Genomic DNA, 13,275 nt, shown 5'->3' on the forward strand with positions numbered 1-13,275 from the left:
CTGAGTATGAGCCGTATTGCAACCGTAATCTGCGCGGCCGTGGCGCTGGCCGCAGGCGGCTATTGGCTGACCCAATCGCCAAGCACCGTGCCTGTGCCACAACTGGTCGGCAGCGCCGAAGCGCAAAACGCCGATCTGGACACCTCGACCATCGTCGAGATGGTGCAGGGGGCCGAGGATGCACCGGTCGAAATCATCGAATACGCGTCCTATACCTGCCCGCACTGCGCGAACTTCCATCAGGGGCCGTACAAGCAGCTCAAGAAGGAATACATCGACACCGGCAAGGTCAAGTTCATCTACCGCGAGGTCTATTTCGACCGCTACGGCATCTGGGCGTCGATGGTGGCGCGCTGTGGTGGCCCCGAAAAGTTCTTTGGCATCACTGACCTGATCTATCAGGGCCAGTCCGAATGGACACGCGCCGGCGGCCCGGCCGAGATCGTGGAAGAACTGCGCAAGATCGGCCGTCTGGCCGGGCTGAGCAACGATCAGCTGGAAGCCTGCCTGCAGGACGGCACCAAGGCGCAGACCCTCGTCGCCTGGTACCAGAAAAACGCCGAGAAAGACGGTATCCAGGCCACCCCTTCCTTTGTCGTCAACGGCAAGAAGGTCGACAACCAGTCCTATGACGAGTTCAAGGCGCTGATCGAAAAGGAACTGGGCAACTGATGACCGGGCCTCTGGCCGGTCTCAAGGTTGTCGAACTGGCGCGCATTCTGGCTGGCCCCTGGGCCGGCCAGACCTTTGCCGATCTGGGCGCCGAGGTCATCAAGGTGGAATCCCCGGCCGGCGACGACACCCGCGCCTGGGGTCCGCCCTTCGTGACCCGCGATCAGGATGTCTCGGCGGCCTATTACCATTCGACCAATCGCGGCAAGGCGTCTGTGATCGCCGATTTCTCGACCCCCGAAGGGCAGCAGAAGGTGCGCGCGCTGGTCGCTGACGCCGATGTGGTGATCGAGAATTTCAAGGTCGGCGGGCTGAAGAAATACGGGCTGGACTTTGACAACCTCAGCCAGTTGAACCCGCGCCTCGTCTATTGCTCCATCACCGGGTTCGGGCAGACCGGGCCATATGCGCATCGGGCCGGGTATGATTTCATCATCCAGGGCATGTCCGGGCTGATGTCCGTGACCGGAGAGCCCGACGGCCAGCCGCAGAAGGCAGGCGTGGCGATCACCGACGTGTTCACCGGCATTTATGCGGTGGCCGGGGTTCTGGCCGCCTTGCACCAGCGCCAGCGCACAGGGCGTGGGCAGCATGTGGACATGGCCCTTCTGGATGTGGCCGTGGCGGTCACGGCAAACCAGGCGCTGAACTATCTGACCACCGGCGAGGTGCCGCAGCGCATGGGCAACGCGCATGTGAACCTGGCGCCCTATCAGGTGTTCGACTGTGCCGACGGTCACATCATCATCGCCACCGGCAATGACCGGCAATATCAGCGCCTGTGCCAGGTGTTGAACATGCCCGACATGGCCGAGGCGCCCGAATACCTGCACAACAAGGACCGGCTGGCCAATCGCCGCACCCTGATTGCACGGCTGAACGGGGCCACGGCGACCTGGGCCAAAGCCGACCTGCTGGCCGCCTGCGAGGCGCAGGGCATCCCCGCCGGGCCGATCAATACGCTGGACGAGGTCATGGCCGATCCGCAGGTAATCGCACGCGGCATGCAGATCGACTTGGACGGGGTGCCGGGGATTCGCGCGCCATTCGTCTTTTCGGATGCCGATCTGAACCTTTCGCGCCCCGCCCCGAAACTGGGCGAAGACGACTAGGGCGGCGGCGCGGCCGTCAGCAACCGCTGACGCACGTCGTCGGCTTGATACACCTGCAGGCGCACCGGCAGGGTGATGACCTTGCTGCGGAAGGCGGGCGGCAGGCGAACGGCGTCTTTTTCGGTGGTGACCATCTGCGCGCCCAGCAGCCGCGCCTCGTTTTCCAGCCGGGTCATCAGGGCCGGCGTCAACGGCTGGTGATCGTCCAGCGCCTCGGCCCGCAGCAGCCGCGCGCCCTGTTGGCGCAAGGTTTGAAAGAACTTCTCGGGGTGGCCGATACCGGCAAAGGCCAGAACCGGAGTTTCGCTCCAGTCCATCCCGGTTTGCAGTGCCATGACCTGACCGGTTGCGTGCGGAACGCCCAGCTTGTCGCCCCATTGCTGCGCGAACTGTTCCTGCGCGGCCAAGTCGCCCAGCGACAGTACTAGATCGGCCCGTTGCAGCCCCACGTCGACCGGCTCGCGCAGCGGTCCGGCCGGCAGGCACAAGCCGTTGCCAAAGCCACGGACCGCGTCCACCACGACGACCGAGAATGTCTTGGCCACCGAAGGGTTCTGGAATCCGTCGTCCAGCACGATCGCGGTGGCGCCGTCCTCGGCTGCGGCGCGGGCGCCGGCGGCACGGTCCTTGGCGACCCAGACCTCGGCGAAGGCCGCCAGCAACAGTGGCTCGTCACCAACCTGCGCCGCCGTGTGTCGGACCGGGTCGACCCGAACCGGCCCCTCAAGCGATCCGCCATGGCCGCGGGTGACCACATGCGGCGTGTGATACGCGTCGCGCAGCTGTTCAAGAACCCAGATCGCCGTCGGCGTTTTTCCGGTGCCGCCAGCATTCAGGTTGCCGACGCAGATCACGGGTACACCCGGATCAACCCCGGGCCCCGACGCCACCCGCCGGGCCGTAGCCCGCGCATAGACGCGGCCCAGCGGCGCCAGCAGTCTTGCGCGCAGGCCGGGGTGATCCGGCGCGTTGTTCCAGAATTCAGGCGCCCTCATGTTCCGCTCCGTGCTGGTCCAGATGTTCCTGTACCATGTCGATCAGAGTATCCACCTGGGGCGCGCTCTCAGTCACCAGTTGCCAGCCGGCAAGGGCCATGTTCGCGGCCAAGTCCGGGGCCAGCAGTTCAACGACAGTGTCGCCCAATTCGGTGGCGGTGCGAATCTCTCGAGCGGCTCCTACACCATCAAGCGCGTCATACAGGGCCTTGTGGCCGCTCACGTCCGGTCCATGGATCAGGGCCGAGCCCAGGGCTGCGGCCGCGATCGGGTCATGCCCGCCTATTCCCGACTCGAGCGTGCTGCCCATGAACGTCACCGGAGAGACGCGATACCAAAGGCCAAGGGCCTCGGGGTCCGACGCAAGGATGACCTGGGTCATGTCTTCGATCATGTCCCCATCTTCCCAGTTGGCACAGCGCAGGTCCATCGTTTCCAGCCTTTTGCGCAGGGGCGCCGCCTCGGACATGTCCGCAACATGCAGGATCAGGGCCAGCCTCGGCAGCATCCGCATGGCCTGCCGATGTGCGCTGAGAACCGAGATGAATTCCTTGGCGTCGACCCACGCCGCCAGCCAGACCGGCCGCCCTGCCAACGCATGGTTCGTCTCGATCAGTTCGTCCTCGGGCCAGGGGCGAAGGGTGGGGCTGATACTGAGCGGCGGAAACAGTGCCACCTTCGAAGCCGGGACGCCCAGACGTCGGATTTGCCGGGCTGCGTCCTCGGACGTGACGTGGATCGCACGGAAGCAGTCAAAGGTATAGCGGTTGATGTCCGGCAGCCATTTCCCGACAAAGGCAACACGAACGTCGTTCTCGCCCTCAAGCAGGACCATGGGTATACCGCGTTCGGCCGCGCGGGTGATCACGTTGGGCATCAGGCCGCCGCCGACCCACAGCCCCATGTCGGGTTGCCAGTGCTCCAGGAATCCACGCGCCGCGCCGGTTTTTTCGTCAGGCAGCGGAACCAGTTCCATGTCGCAGCCTGCCCAGCGTGTCAGGTCAGCGTCAGGCGGGACGGTCAACAGAATCGACAGCCCCGGCCGGGACTGCTGCAGCCGCTTGCAAAAGTCGTTCACCGCGCGCAGGCGCTGAACGTTGGCAACATGAATCCACAGCAACTCACCTGCGGGGCGAGGCGGTGTGTTGTGTCCGGGGGGCTTGGGAACACCCCAGGACAACGCGCGATAGGCCGCCAGGCTGAGGGATCGCGGTTTGCTCATGCCCGCTGCCCCTGAATTGGCTGATCCAGACGTTCTAACAGAATCTCGTGCAATTCGGAGCCGGCGCCAACAACACCGTTCAGCCGTGGGTTAGGGTTGTTGAACCGCAGCGGGCGCCCGGTACGGTCAGTACAGGTGCCGCCTGCTTCGCGCAGGATCAGGTCCCCGGCCGCGATGTCCCATTCCCAGCTTGGGCGTAAGGTCAGCATCCCGTCGAACCTGCCCTGTGCGACCAGCGCCATACGGTAGGCCAGCGACGGGCGATAGGCCCGACGGAAGATCGGCGCGACCCCGTCCTGCCAATGATCCGGTTTCAGGTTCGGCTTTGCGGCCAGAACCTCGGCTTCGGCCTCTGTGGCCGCCGCGGTCACCCGGATCGGCTGACCGTTCAGGGTTGCCCCCTGTCCCCGCGCGGCTGCAAACAGCATGTCGCGCATCGGCAGGTAGATCACGCCGGCGATGACCTGTCCGCGATCGGCGACCGCCAATGAATGCGCCCAGGTGCGCGACCCTTCGGCAAAGCTGCGGGTGCCGTCGATCGGGTCGATGATGAACACTCGGTCACGGGTCAACCGGTCCTGATTGTCCTCGGTCTCCTCGCTCAGCCAGCCATATCCGGGCCGCGCGCTGGGCAGGCGTTGTTCCAGCATCGCGTTTACGGCCAGATCAGCCTCGGTCACCGGACCGGCGCCCTTGGGTTTGTCCCAGCTCTGCATCTCGCGGCCCGCATAGGCGACGGCGATCCGGCCGGCCTCACGTGCGGCGTCGATCAGCAGGGACAGGTCAGTTTCCGGCAAGTGTCATCCCTTCGATCAGAAGCGAGGGCACGACACGGGACAGATAAGTGCGTGCGTCATTGGCCGGGATGATCCGCATCAGCATGTCCCGCAGGTTTCCGGCAATGGTGCATTCGTTGACCGGGTGCGAGATCTCTCCGTTTTCGACCCAGAAACCCGACGCACCGCGTGAGTAATCGCCGGTATTTGGGTTGATGGTGGAACCGATCATCGAGGTCACCAGCAATCCCGTTCCCATGTCGCGAAGCAGGTCGTCGCGGCTGGCTTCGCCCTGGGTCAGGCTCAGGTTCCAGTTGCTGGGAGATGGAGGACCGGACACGCCACGGGCGGCGTTCCCGGTGGAATTCATGCCCAGTTTGCGCGCGCTTGAAAGATCCAGGGTCCATCCGGTCAGCACGCCGTTTTCGACGATCATCCGGCGCGCGGTCGGCAATCCTTCGGCATCAAACGGGCGCGTTCCCGCAATTCTGGGGCGATGGGGGTCTTCGATCAGCGACAGATGTGCAGGCAGCACCTGCTGGCCCAAGCTGTCCTTGAGCCAGGAGGCACCGCGGGCCACCGCCGCGCCGTTGCTGGCCGCCAGAAGATGTCCGATCAATGAGGACGAGATCCGCTCGTCGAACAATACCGGGAAACGCCCTGTTTCCGGCTTTCGGGCACCCACTCGCTGCACGGCACGCTCTCCCGCGATCCGGCCGATCTCGTCGGGGCTGCGCAGGTCGGACTGAAAGCTGCGGCTGTCTCCGTCATAGTCGCGTTCCATCCCGGTGCCTTCGCCCGAGATCGCCACGCATGAAACCGAGCGGCTGCTGCGCGCATAGCCACCGGAAAATCCATTTGTCGCGGACAGATGAACCCGGTGGGTGCCATAGGATGCCGCCGCATCAGATACCTGGGTAACGCCTTCCACCGCCAGGGCCGCAGCCTCGGCGGTCAGCGCGTCCTGCATCAGTGCGTCTGCTGAAGGTTCGGGCGTGGGGTCAAAAAGCTCCAAGGAGTCCACGGAAAAACCGCTGGCCAGTTGTTCCGGATCTGCAAGGCCAGCGAACGGATCCTCGGGCGCTTCGCACGCCATCGCTACGGCCCGTTCGGCCATGGCGGCAAGCGTTTCGGGACGACTGTCCGAGCCGGACACGATGGCCTGCTGCTTGCCGATGAAAACACGCAACCCCACGTCGGTGCTTTCGGCGCGTTCGGCGTGCTCCAAAGCGCCGCCACGCACCTCGACCGAGACCGAGGATCCGTCGATCACGATCGTGTCGGCCGCTTCGGCTCCGGCCTTGCGGGCCAGGTCCAGCATTTCGTGGCTGATTGCTTCGGGTGATCGGGTCATGGTGCCTCCAATTGATTGTATTGGACCTAGCCTTGGTCAACCCGCCTCGCAAGCCCTTGGGTGTATCCAATGCGTCACGGATGGTGTCGGCACGTTGGGAAATCGGGGTCTACGGAAATAGATCCCGCTGGGAAGGGCCGCAGCTGCAGGGTAAGCTGACTGCAGAGAATGACCGGTCGCCCGGCGGCACTGAAATTTGAGGTATGAGGTTTGGCGCGCTTCTTTGTGGTTGAGTTTGACGAGCCCGGCGTCCTGGCCAAGGGCAAAGGGTCCCGCAACATCATCGTGCGCCTGACTCGGGTGATGGGTAAGCTGGGCGTTCCCTCCGAGGTTTTGCCCTTCGCCGACTTGATGGCACGCGGTGCGATCGACGACCCGCAGAGTTACGTTCTGCTTCACTACAACGAGCTGTTTGTCGTTCAGAACGAAAAAGTTGACTGGCTGCGTGCGCGGGAATCTGAAATCGAGGCACTGGGCCACAGGATTTTGCACTCGGTCGAACACGGCCGCGTCGTCGGGCACAAGATCCGTCAGAACAAGGTTCTGACAGCGGCTGGGGTTCCAATGCCCCGGCTTATCGAGACTGGGTCTTCGTTTGAAACTGCGTTCTCGAACGAAGTTTCGAACGCTCATGTTCCGGTTCAGCTTGTCGGGAATGCCGCAGAGTTGGACCCGGATCGTTACAACACCGAGTATGTCGATTGTCGTCACGAGTATGAAGGTGAGATGTGGCACGTCTGCATTCGTGCGCAAGCGGTGGGCGACCAGGTTCTGTTTTCTTGGGTTAGAGCGGGACGCGAAGCCAGCGTCCATACCCGTGACACACCCGTAGACCCTCAGATGATAAGGTATTTTCACAGGCTGCTGATCACGCCCAACATTGGCCGGATCAACGCGATTGCGAGGGGTGTAAAGGCCGCTTTGGGTGTCGGGCTTTATGCCCACGATATCCTTCCCTGTGCCAAGACCGGTCAACTGTTCTTGTGCGAAACAAACTTCAAGTTCTACGATGGAAACCACCGATTTCATATGGCGAGCATCGCGGCTGAGCATCCCGTACCAGCACTGTTCGACGGGCGCAAAGTCACACGGCGGATGGCCCGGGCTCTGGTGCAGGAACTTGATTTGAAGACCTGAAAAGCCCGAGATTGCATCGAGCCAAAGAAAAAGGGCGCGGAACACCGCGCCCTTGGTCGAAGGCCAGGCCAAGCGAGGTTACTTGATCCGTTGACCATTGGCCAAAATCTGGCCGTCCTTGGTGAACTCGATCTTGGAGTTCAGCGTGTCGGGCTGGTCGCCGGGAACAGCCATCATCCCCATCATCATGCGCGCGCCCATGGCGTCGTTCTCGGACATGAACCCCATTCCGATCAGCTTGTCGATCAGGGCGTTGGCACCCACCAACTGGAGGTTTGCCTCACCCGCCGGCGCCGGAACGCCTCCGAACTCTTCGGTGTTCGAGTTGTCGAAGGTGAAATCACCGGTGCCCGTCAGCTTGGCACCGACCATCGAGACCAGCAGTTCATTGATTTTGAGCGAATGCAGTTCGGCCGGAATCTCGTCCGAGCCTTCCAATGCTTCGGCAACTTCCGGGTCCAGGAAGTTCAGGAGAATCTTTGCGGTGCCCGCTGCATCCAGCGCGATCGTGGCTGGATCGCGTGGCAACGCGCCTGCGGGGTCGAACATGCTCCACAGAATGTCGGACATGGTGAAGTCTGTCAGGTTCATCGCAAAGCCGAACGGCTCGACCTCTTCGGATGCCTGGATAGGTGCCTCGAGTTTCAAACCGGCCTTCGCCATTGCAATCTCGATGGGAAACGGCAGGTCTGCCGTGGTTACTTCCAGCTTTGCATTGTTCTGTTCGACGTCATACGCCAGACGCTCGGCGTCGATGCTGGCACCGAAGCGGCCACCGTCCGAACTGCTGGCCATCGAGAAAGCCTCGCCCTCGCTGGTGCCTGCGATGCTGGTTTGGCCTGCGCCGTAGGTGAAGATCCCGTCAAAGGCAAAACCAGCCTCATATGCGCCTTCCACGTCCGCCAGGCTGAAGCCTTCGGGGATTACGTTCTTGCCTTCAAACTCCAGCTGGTCGAGCTTGCCGTTGATGCGGGCATCTTCGCCCGTTTCCGGCTCTTGGAAACTCAGGTCATAGGTCAGGTTTGCCGCGGTGAAGTTCTGGTCGACCTTGCGGCCCTCTCCGATCTGCATCCGGGATGCACCGGCCAGGTTGATCATCTCAAAACCCAGATCCAGCGCGTCGTCGGGCATCGCTTCGCCATCGACCATGATGTTGTCGAGCGCCAGCGCCAGCTTGCTGGCAGAGTAGTCATAGGTCATGTCGTCGGGCGACCCCGAAACCAGCATTTTCAACCCGGTCTGCGAGTACAGGATATCCACCGAGAATTCTTCCTCCTCGGCCTGGCCGGATACCGTCATGGGGAAGCTTTCGGGGAATTCGATGCTGACCGTTCCGTCGCCGTTTTCCGTCAGGGTCATTTCCGGAACGACCATGTCGAACGAGCCTTCTCCCTCGGGAAGGTCCATCTTCATGGTCATGTTCGTGATGGTGGTGACGTCGCCAGAGGTGTTCTGCTCGCCCGTGATGGTGTACCCCATGCTGCCCATGTAGGCCTGCCAATCCGACCAGACATCGTTGGCGGACAGATCGGCAAAAGCGCCTTGGGTTGCAACGGCATAGGCCAGCGCGGCACCGCAGCTGCGGCGGAAGAAAACGGACATTAGGGAACCCTTCTCGGTAAAAATTGCGCGCATGGTCGTGGTTGTCGCGGCTGCCGTCAAGGGGCAAGGGCTGGACGATTTCCCCGTTTGCGCGGTACCACTTTACCCGATTTCAATCCAAAAGGATTACAGGATGCATATGAAGGGCAAAACAGTACTGATCACCGGAGCCAGCCGCGGCATCGGCGCCGAAGCAGGGCGCGTATTTGCCGCAGCCGGCGCCAATGTCGCGCTGGTAGCGCGCAGCCATGATCAGATCGATGCATTGGCCGCGGCACTGGGTGAGAACGCCATCGCGCTGTCCTGCGACGTCAGCGATTTTGCGCAGGTGGAACAAGCGGTTGCGGATTGCGCCGACCGCTTTGGCCGCGTGGACGTGCTGATCGGCAATGCGGGTGTGATCGATCCAATCTTTCACCTGTCAAATGCCGATCCAGCAGCCTGGAGCAAGGCCATCGATATCAACCTCAAAGGTGTGTTCCACGGGAAGCGCGCGGTTCTGCCGCTGATGCGGGCGGCGGGCGGCGGGACGGTTCTGACCGTTTCCTCCGGAGCCGCCTCGAACCCGGTCGAGGCCTGGAGCCACTACTGCGCGTCCAAGGCCGGGGCGAAAATGCTGACTGAATGTCTTCACCTGGAAGAGGCGCATCACGGCATACGTGCCATGGGTCTGTCCCCGGGCACGGTGGCGACCGACATGCAGCGGGTCATCAAGGCCAGCGGCATCAACCCGGTCAGCCAGTTGGACTGGGACGATCACATCCCGGCCGACTGGCCGGCGCGGGCGCTGCTGTGGATGTGCTCGGAAGATTCGGACGAGTTTCTGGGAACCGAGATTTCGCTGCGCCGTGATGACATTCGCCAGAGGATCGGCCTGACGTGATCGACCTGACCCAGCAGGACGGTCTGTGGACGGTCACGATCAACAACCCCGGCAAGGCCAATGCCCTGACCGGGGCCATGTTGTCGGACCTGCTGCAGATCGCGGAAGCGGCCCAAGAGGCGCGCGCCCTGATCCTGACCGGAGCGGGCAAGGTGTTCAGTGCCGGCGCCGATCTGGACGAGGCGCGGGCAGGCCTTGCGACCTCGGACCTGTGGGAGCGTCTGTCCGGAGCCATCGCGGCGCTGCCCTGCCTGACCGTCGCTGCGTTGAACGGCACCATGGCGGGCGGGGCCAACGGTATGGCCTTGGCCTGTGACCTGCGCATCGCGGTGCCCACGGCCAAGGTCTTCTACCCGGTCATGCGGTTGGGGTTCCTGCCGCAGCCATCGGACGTGAAACGCATGCGGGCGCTGATCGGCCCCGCCCGGACCAAGTTGATCCTGATGGCAGGCCAGAAGGTCACGGCGGACGAAGCGCTTGCCTTTGGCCTGGTGGACCGGGTGGTCGCTCCGGAAGATCTGATGCAAGCCGCGCGGGACCTGGTTGCCGACAGCCTAGCCGCTGATCCGCAGACGGCGGCCGTTATCGCCGGGATGTGCGGATGAGGATCGCTGCCCTTCGCCTGCGTGTGGCTGATCCCGCACGGCTGGCCGAGTTCTACAAGGTAAACTTCGGCATGGTCGTTCGTGCCGAGGGAGATGCGCGGCGAGTGGGCTATCCGGGGCCCAGCGCGGACCTTCTGCTGTTGCCCGAAGGCGGCGGATACGCCCACGACCGGGGTCAGAGATACTGGAAGATCGGCATCACCTTGCCAGATCTCGACCAAGCGGCGGAATGGCTTCGGCGCGCTGGCATCAACGTCAGCCGTCCGGCCCAGTTTCGAGATATCGGTTACATGTGCCACCTCTCGGACCTCGAAGGCTTCTCGATCGAGCTTCTTCAGCATGATTTTGAGGGGAAGCGGCCCAAAAAGCAGCGGGATGAGAACCCGTTCGGACAGGCCGCCGTGGGCCAGATCACTCTGCGGACCGGCGACATTTCGGCAGAGGATGCGTTTTGCAGGAATTTGGGCCTGCGCCTGCTTTCCATGCAGGACGTGGCCTCGCACGGGTTTGATCTGCATTTCTATGCCTTCACGACCGAGGTGCCGCCGGACCCTGATCTCTGGGCGGTCGCAAATCGCGAATGGCTGTGGAAACGTCCCTATACCACCCTGGAATATCAGCATATTCCCGATGCGCGGATCGTTCCCGCGCCAGACTTTCTGGGCATCGAGGTCGAGGGCCTGGCTGCAACGGAAACAGACCCGATGGGTGACCCGTTCCTGCCAGCCTGATCAACGGCCGCGGCGTCGGCCCGGGACTTTGGATTGAAATCCAGGCGGACGTTTGCGTACCCAGTCCAGAAATCGGTTCAGCCGGGGATGCGTGCGCAGGCTTTCGACAGTGTTGAAGTCTCGCGCAAGCTCGGCTTCGGTCAGGGTGGCGTGCACCTCCTTGTGGCAGATCTTGTGCAGCAGAACCGTGGGACCGCCCTTGCCACCTTTGAGTTTTGGGATCAGATGGTGCAGGCTGCCGGTCCCGTTCGGGATCGGGCGGTTGCAGAGCGGGCAGATCGGATCGCTGTTCGTCATCACCGGAACACAGTCGCGGCTGAACGCAAGTGAGGCAAGAGGGCAGATATGGCACAGGCAGTGGTGATCGGGGCAGGCCCCGCCGGGCTGATGGCCGCCGAAGAACTTGCCGGGGCCGGGCACAATGTGCTGGTTGCCGAGGCCAAACCCTCGGTGGCCCGCAAATTCCTGATGGCGGGGAAGTCCGGTCTGAACCTGACAAAGGACGAGCCGTTTGACCGCCTGATTTCGGCGTACGGCGATGCGGCGGACTGGTTGTACCCAATGATTGCCGCATTCGATGCGCAGAGCGTGCAAAGCTGGGCGCGGGACTTGGGCCAAGATCTGTTCACGGGGTCCACAGGGCGGGTATTTCCCAAATCAAAAAAAGCTTCGCCATTGCTGCGCGCCTGGCTGGCGCGGCTGGAAGAGATGCGGGTCGAGATCCGTACCCGTTGGCGCTGGCTGGGTTGGGACGGCCCCGCGCTGGTCTTTGATACGCCGGCAGGTCGGCAGAAAGTGGTTGCTGACGTCACGGTTCTGGCGCTTGGCGGTTCCAGCTGGGCGCGTCTGGGGTCGGATGGCGCCTGGGCGCCGGCTCTGGCCGATGCCGGGGTTCCGCTGGTCCCTTTTGCACCATCGAACGCCGCACTGTCCGTCGAATGGAGCCCCCATATGGCCGCGTATTTCGGTCAGGCGCTGAAATCTGTTCGGTGGCGCGCGGGCGACCTTGCCAGCCGTGGCGAGGCGGTCATTTCAGCCAAAGGCCTGGAAGGGGGCGGTCTTTACCCGCTGACACCCGCGCTGCGGCAGGGTGCTGATCTGTATGTGGACCTCGCGCCGGACCGCACGATTCAGGATCTGTCCAGGCGTTTGTCAAAAGCTGGCCCGAAAACCACTTTGACCCGTTGGTTGAAGAACGGCCTGCGACTGCCGCCGCCAAAGATCGCCTTGTTCCACGAAATGACACATGGGCAGAATCTGCGCCGGGATGATTGGGTCAAGACTTTGAAGGCTTTGCCTGTTCGCAACGCAGGCTTGCGCCCGCTGGACGAAGCCATTTCGACCGCAGGCGGGGTTGCGAAAAGCGGGCTGGACTCGGGGCTGATGCTGAGAGCCAAGCCCGGCGTGTTCTGCGCAGGCGAGATGCTGGATTGGGAAGCCCCGACCGGCGGCTATCTGTTGACCGCATGCCTGGCGACAGGTCGTTGGGCGGGGCGCTCGGCTGCAGAATGGGCCGGGCTGTCCCAAGCGGATTAGGCGGATTTGGCCATTTCACCCAGTTTCTTGTAGGCCGGACGCTCGCGAACGCGCTTGCCGTAGGCTTTCAGGCTGTCTGAATTCATCGGGAATCCAGCCGACTTTGCCCAGCTCATGCAGTGAACGCACAGGATGTCCGCGATCGTCATCTGCTCGCCCTGAAGGAATGGCCCTTTGAATCGCTGTCCCATGTGTTGAAAGCTGCGGTCAAACTCCCACTGGGCGGTTTCGACGACCTGTGTAACGCGTTTGTCCTTGGGCAGAATGAACATATGGCGGGCGGCCAGCCACAGCGGAGCATCGAATTCTTCCAACAGCGCGTGCAACAACGAATCCTGCTCGGCCCGTTCCGGGGTGCCGGCGGGGTAGGTGAAGGCCCTGTGCTTGTCCGCCAGATAAGTCATGATCGCCGCGCTGTCCGAAATGACTGCATCACCATCTTGCAGGACAGGAATCTTGCCCGTGCCGTTCAGGTCCAGAACGCGCGGGTCGTGCGGGCCCGCATCGATCCACTCATAGTCCTGCCCCAGTTCCTCCAATAGCCAGATAACCCGAGAGGCACGGCTCTGGATGCGCCCGTAAATCTTGTACATGTCATGCTCCTGCGTGGTTGCTCTGGCGTCAGGGTGGGGGACTGCGCCGCCGCGTCA

General features: G+C 62.9%; 14 protein-coding genes. 7 read left to right on the top strand and 7 right to left on the bottom strand.

Annotation, left to right across the window (positions count from 1 at the left end; all coding sequences use genetic code 11):
- Positions 1–6: 6 nt before the first annotated feature.
- Positions 7–672: a DsbA family protein gene (locus AC2FML_RS12415; protein ID WP_170360782.1), complete on the top strand. Its 666-nt coding sequence runs from the start codon at positions 7–9 to the stop codon at positions 670–672.
- A complete protein-coding gene (locus tag AC2FML_RS12420) occupies positions 672–1,784 on the top strand; it encodes a CaiB/BaiF CoA transferase family protein (protein WP_496783351.1) in 1,113 nt (370 codons plus the stop codon). The genes AC2FML_RS12415 and AC2FML_RS12420 overlap by 1 nt, the downstream gene beginning before the upstream one ends.
- On the opposite strand, the gene lpxK is transcribed toward AC2FML_RS12420, so the two are convergent.
- Genes lpxK through AC2FML_RS12440 form a run of 4 tightly spaced genes read right to left on the bottom strand, consistent with a single transcriptional unit; the run spans position 1,781 to position 6,131 of the window.
- Positions 1,781–2,779, bottom strand: coding sequence for a tetraacyldisaccharide 4'-kinase (gene lpxK, locus AC2FML_RS12425; protein ID WP_170420008.1), 999 nt, complete (start codon positions 2,777–2,779; stop codon positions 1,781–1,783). The genes AC2FML_RS12420 and lpxK overlap by 4 nt on opposite strands.
- Positions 2,766–4,001, bottom strand: coding sequence for a 3-deoxy-D-manno-octulosonic acid transferase (locus tag AC2FML_RS12430; protein ID WP_170433969.1), 1,236 nt, complete (start codon positions 3,999–4,001; stop codon positions 2,766–2,768). The genes lpxK and AC2FML_RS12430 overlap by 14 nt, the downstream gene beginning before the upstream one ends.
- Positions 3,998–4,798 (bottom strand): 3'(2'),5'-bisphosphate nucleotidase CysQ, encoded by an 801-nt coding sequence (locus tag AC2FML_RS12435; protein WP_496783354.1) that lies wholly within the window; start codon positions 4,796–4,798, stop codon positions 3,998–4,000. Before AC2FML_RS12435 ends, AC2FML_RS12430 begins: the two co-directional genes overlap by 4 nt.
- Positions 4,785–6,131: a TldD/PmbA family protein gene (locus AC2FML_RS12440; protein ID WP_496783356.1), complete on the bottom strand. Its 1,347-nt coding sequence runs from the start codon at positions 6,129–6,131 to the stop codon at positions 4,785–4,787. Before AC2FML_RS12440 ends, AC2FML_RS12435 begins: the two co-directional genes overlap by 14 nt.
- Positions 6,132–6,341: 210 nt before the next feature.
- Between AC2FML_RS12440 and AC2FML_RS12445 the strand changes: the two genes are divergently transcribed.
- Positions 6,342–7,268: a hypothetical protein gene (locus AC2FML_RS12445; RefSeq protein WP_480434335.1), complete on the top strand. Its 927-nt coding sequence runs from the start codon at positions 6,342–6,344 to the stop codon at positions 7,266–7,268.
- A gap of 78 nt (positions 7,269–7,346) precedes the next feature.
- Here the strand turns inward: AC2FML_RS12445 and AC2FML_RS12450 are convergent, their stop codons facing one another.
- The gene (locus AC2FML_RS12450) at positions 7,347–8,870 is read right to left on the bottom strand and encodes a DUF2125 domain-containing protein (RefSeq protein ID WP_496783359.1); all 1,524 of its coding nucleotides are present in this window, start codon (positions 8,868–8,870) and stop codon (positions 7,347–7,349) included.
- A 133-nt stretch (positions 8,871–9,003) separates the two neighbouring features.
- On the opposite strand from AC2FML_RS12450, the gene AC2FML_RS12455 reads away from it, so the two are divergent.
- From AC2FML_RS12455 to AC2FML_RS12465, 3 genes are read left to right on the top strand one after another with little or no spacing between them, the layout of a single operon-like run.
- Entirely contained in the window at positions 9,004–9,753 is a 750-nt protein-coding gene (locus AC2FML_RS12455; protein WP_496783361.1) for an SDR family oxidoreductase, read from the top strand.
- Positions 9,750–10,358 (top strand): enoyl-CoA hydratase/isomerase family protein, encoded by a 609-nt coding sequence (locus tag AC2FML_RS12460; RefSeq protein ID WP_496783363.1) that lies wholly within the window; start codon positions 9,750–9,752, stop codon positions 10,356–10,358. The genes AC2FML_RS12455 and AC2FML_RS12460 overlap by 4 nt, the downstream gene beginning before the upstream one ends.
- The gene (locus AC2FML_RS12465) at positions 10,355–11,089 is read left to right on the top strand and encodes a VOC family protein (RefSeq protein WP_496783365.1); all 735 of its coding nucleotides are present in this window, start codon (positions 10,355–10,357) and stop codon (positions 11,087–11,089) included. Before AC2FML_RS12460 ends, AC2FML_RS12465 begins: the two co-directional genes overlap by 4 nt.
- Here AC2FML_RS12465 and AC2FML_RS12470 read toward each other — a convergent pair whose 3' ends face one another.
- Positions 11,090–11,386, bottom strand: coding sequence for an HNH endonuclease (locus AC2FML_RS12470; protein WP_170342229.1), 297 nt, complete (start codon positions 11,384–11,386; stop codon positions 11,090–11,092).
- A 48-nt stretch (positions 11,387–11,434) separates the two neighbouring features.
- Here AC2FML_RS12470 and AC2FML_RS12475 point away from each other — a divergent pair, with 48 nt between their 5' ends.
- On the top strand, positions 11,435–12,625 hold the full coding sequence (locus tag AC2FML_RS12475; protein ID WP_496783366.1) for a TIGR03862 family flavoprotein: 1,191 nt from the start codon (positions 11,435–11,437) through the stop codon (positions 12,623–12,625).
- On the opposite strand, the gene AC2FML_RS12480 is transcribed toward AC2FML_RS12475, so the two are convergent.
- On the bottom strand, positions 12,622–13,218 hold the full coding sequence (locus tag AC2FML_RS12480; RefSeq protein ID WP_496783368.1) for a glutathione S-transferase family protein: 597 nt from the start codon (positions 13,216–13,218) through the stop codon (positions 12,622–12,624). The genes AC2FML_RS12475 and AC2FML_RS12480 overlap by 4 nt on opposite strands.
- Between the last annotated feature and the right edge of the window lie 57 nt (positions 13,219–13,275).

It is taken from the genome of Ruegeria sp. BHSC029, assembly GCF_059613085.1.

What these genes read in the sequence shown, in the direction of transcription:
- AC2FML_RS12450 (WP_496783359.1), bottom strand. Translation starts at nt 8,870, where the DNA reads ATGTCCGTTTTCTTCCGCCGCAGCTGCGGTGCCGCGCTGGCCTATGCC.
- AC2FML_RS12440 (WP_496783356.1), bottom strand. Translation starts at nt 6,131, where the DNA reads ATGACCCGATCACCCGAAGCAATCAGCCACGAAATGCTGGACCTGGCC.
- AC2FML_RS12415 (WP_170360782.1), top strand. Translation starts at nt 7, where the DNA reads ATGAGCCGTATTGCAACCGTAATCTGCGCGGCCGTGGCGCTGGCCGCA.
- AC2FML_RS12480 (WP_496783368.1), bottom strand. Translation starts at nt 13,218, where the DNA reads ATGTACAAGATTTACGGGCGCATCCAGAGCCGTGCCTCTCGGGTTATC.
- AC2FML_RS12430 (WP_170433969.1), bottom strand. Translation starts at nt 4,001, where the DNA reads ATGAGCAAACCGCGATCCCTCAGCCTGGCGGCCTATCGCGCGTTGTCC.
- AC2FML_RS12470 (WP_170342229.1), bottom strand. Translation starts at nt 11,386, where the DNA reads ATGACGAACAGCGATCCGATCTGCCCGCTCTGCAACCGCCCGATCCCG.
- AC2FML_RS12465 (WP_496783365.1), top strand. Translation starts at nt 10,355, where the DNA reads ATGAGGATCGCTGCCCTTCGCCTGCGTGTGGCTGATCCCGCACGGCTG.
- lpxK (WP_170420008.1), bottom strand. Translation starts at nt 2,779, where the DNA reads ATGAGGGCGCCTGAATTCTGGAACAACGCGCCGGATCACCCCGGCCTG.
- AC2FML_RS12475 (WP_496783366.1), top strand. Translation starts at nt 11,435, where the DNA reads ATGGCACAGGCAGTGGTGATCGGGGCAGGCCCCGCCGGGCTGATGGCC.
- AC2FML_RS12455 (WP_496783361.1), top strand. Translation starts at nt 9,004, where the DNA reads ATGCATATGAAGGGCAAAACAGTACTGATCACCGGAGCCAGCCGCGGC.
- AC2FML_RS12420 (WP_496783351.1), top strand. Translation starts at nt 672, where the DNA reads ATGACCGGGCCTCTGGCCGGTCTCAAGGTTGTCGAACTGGCGCGCATT.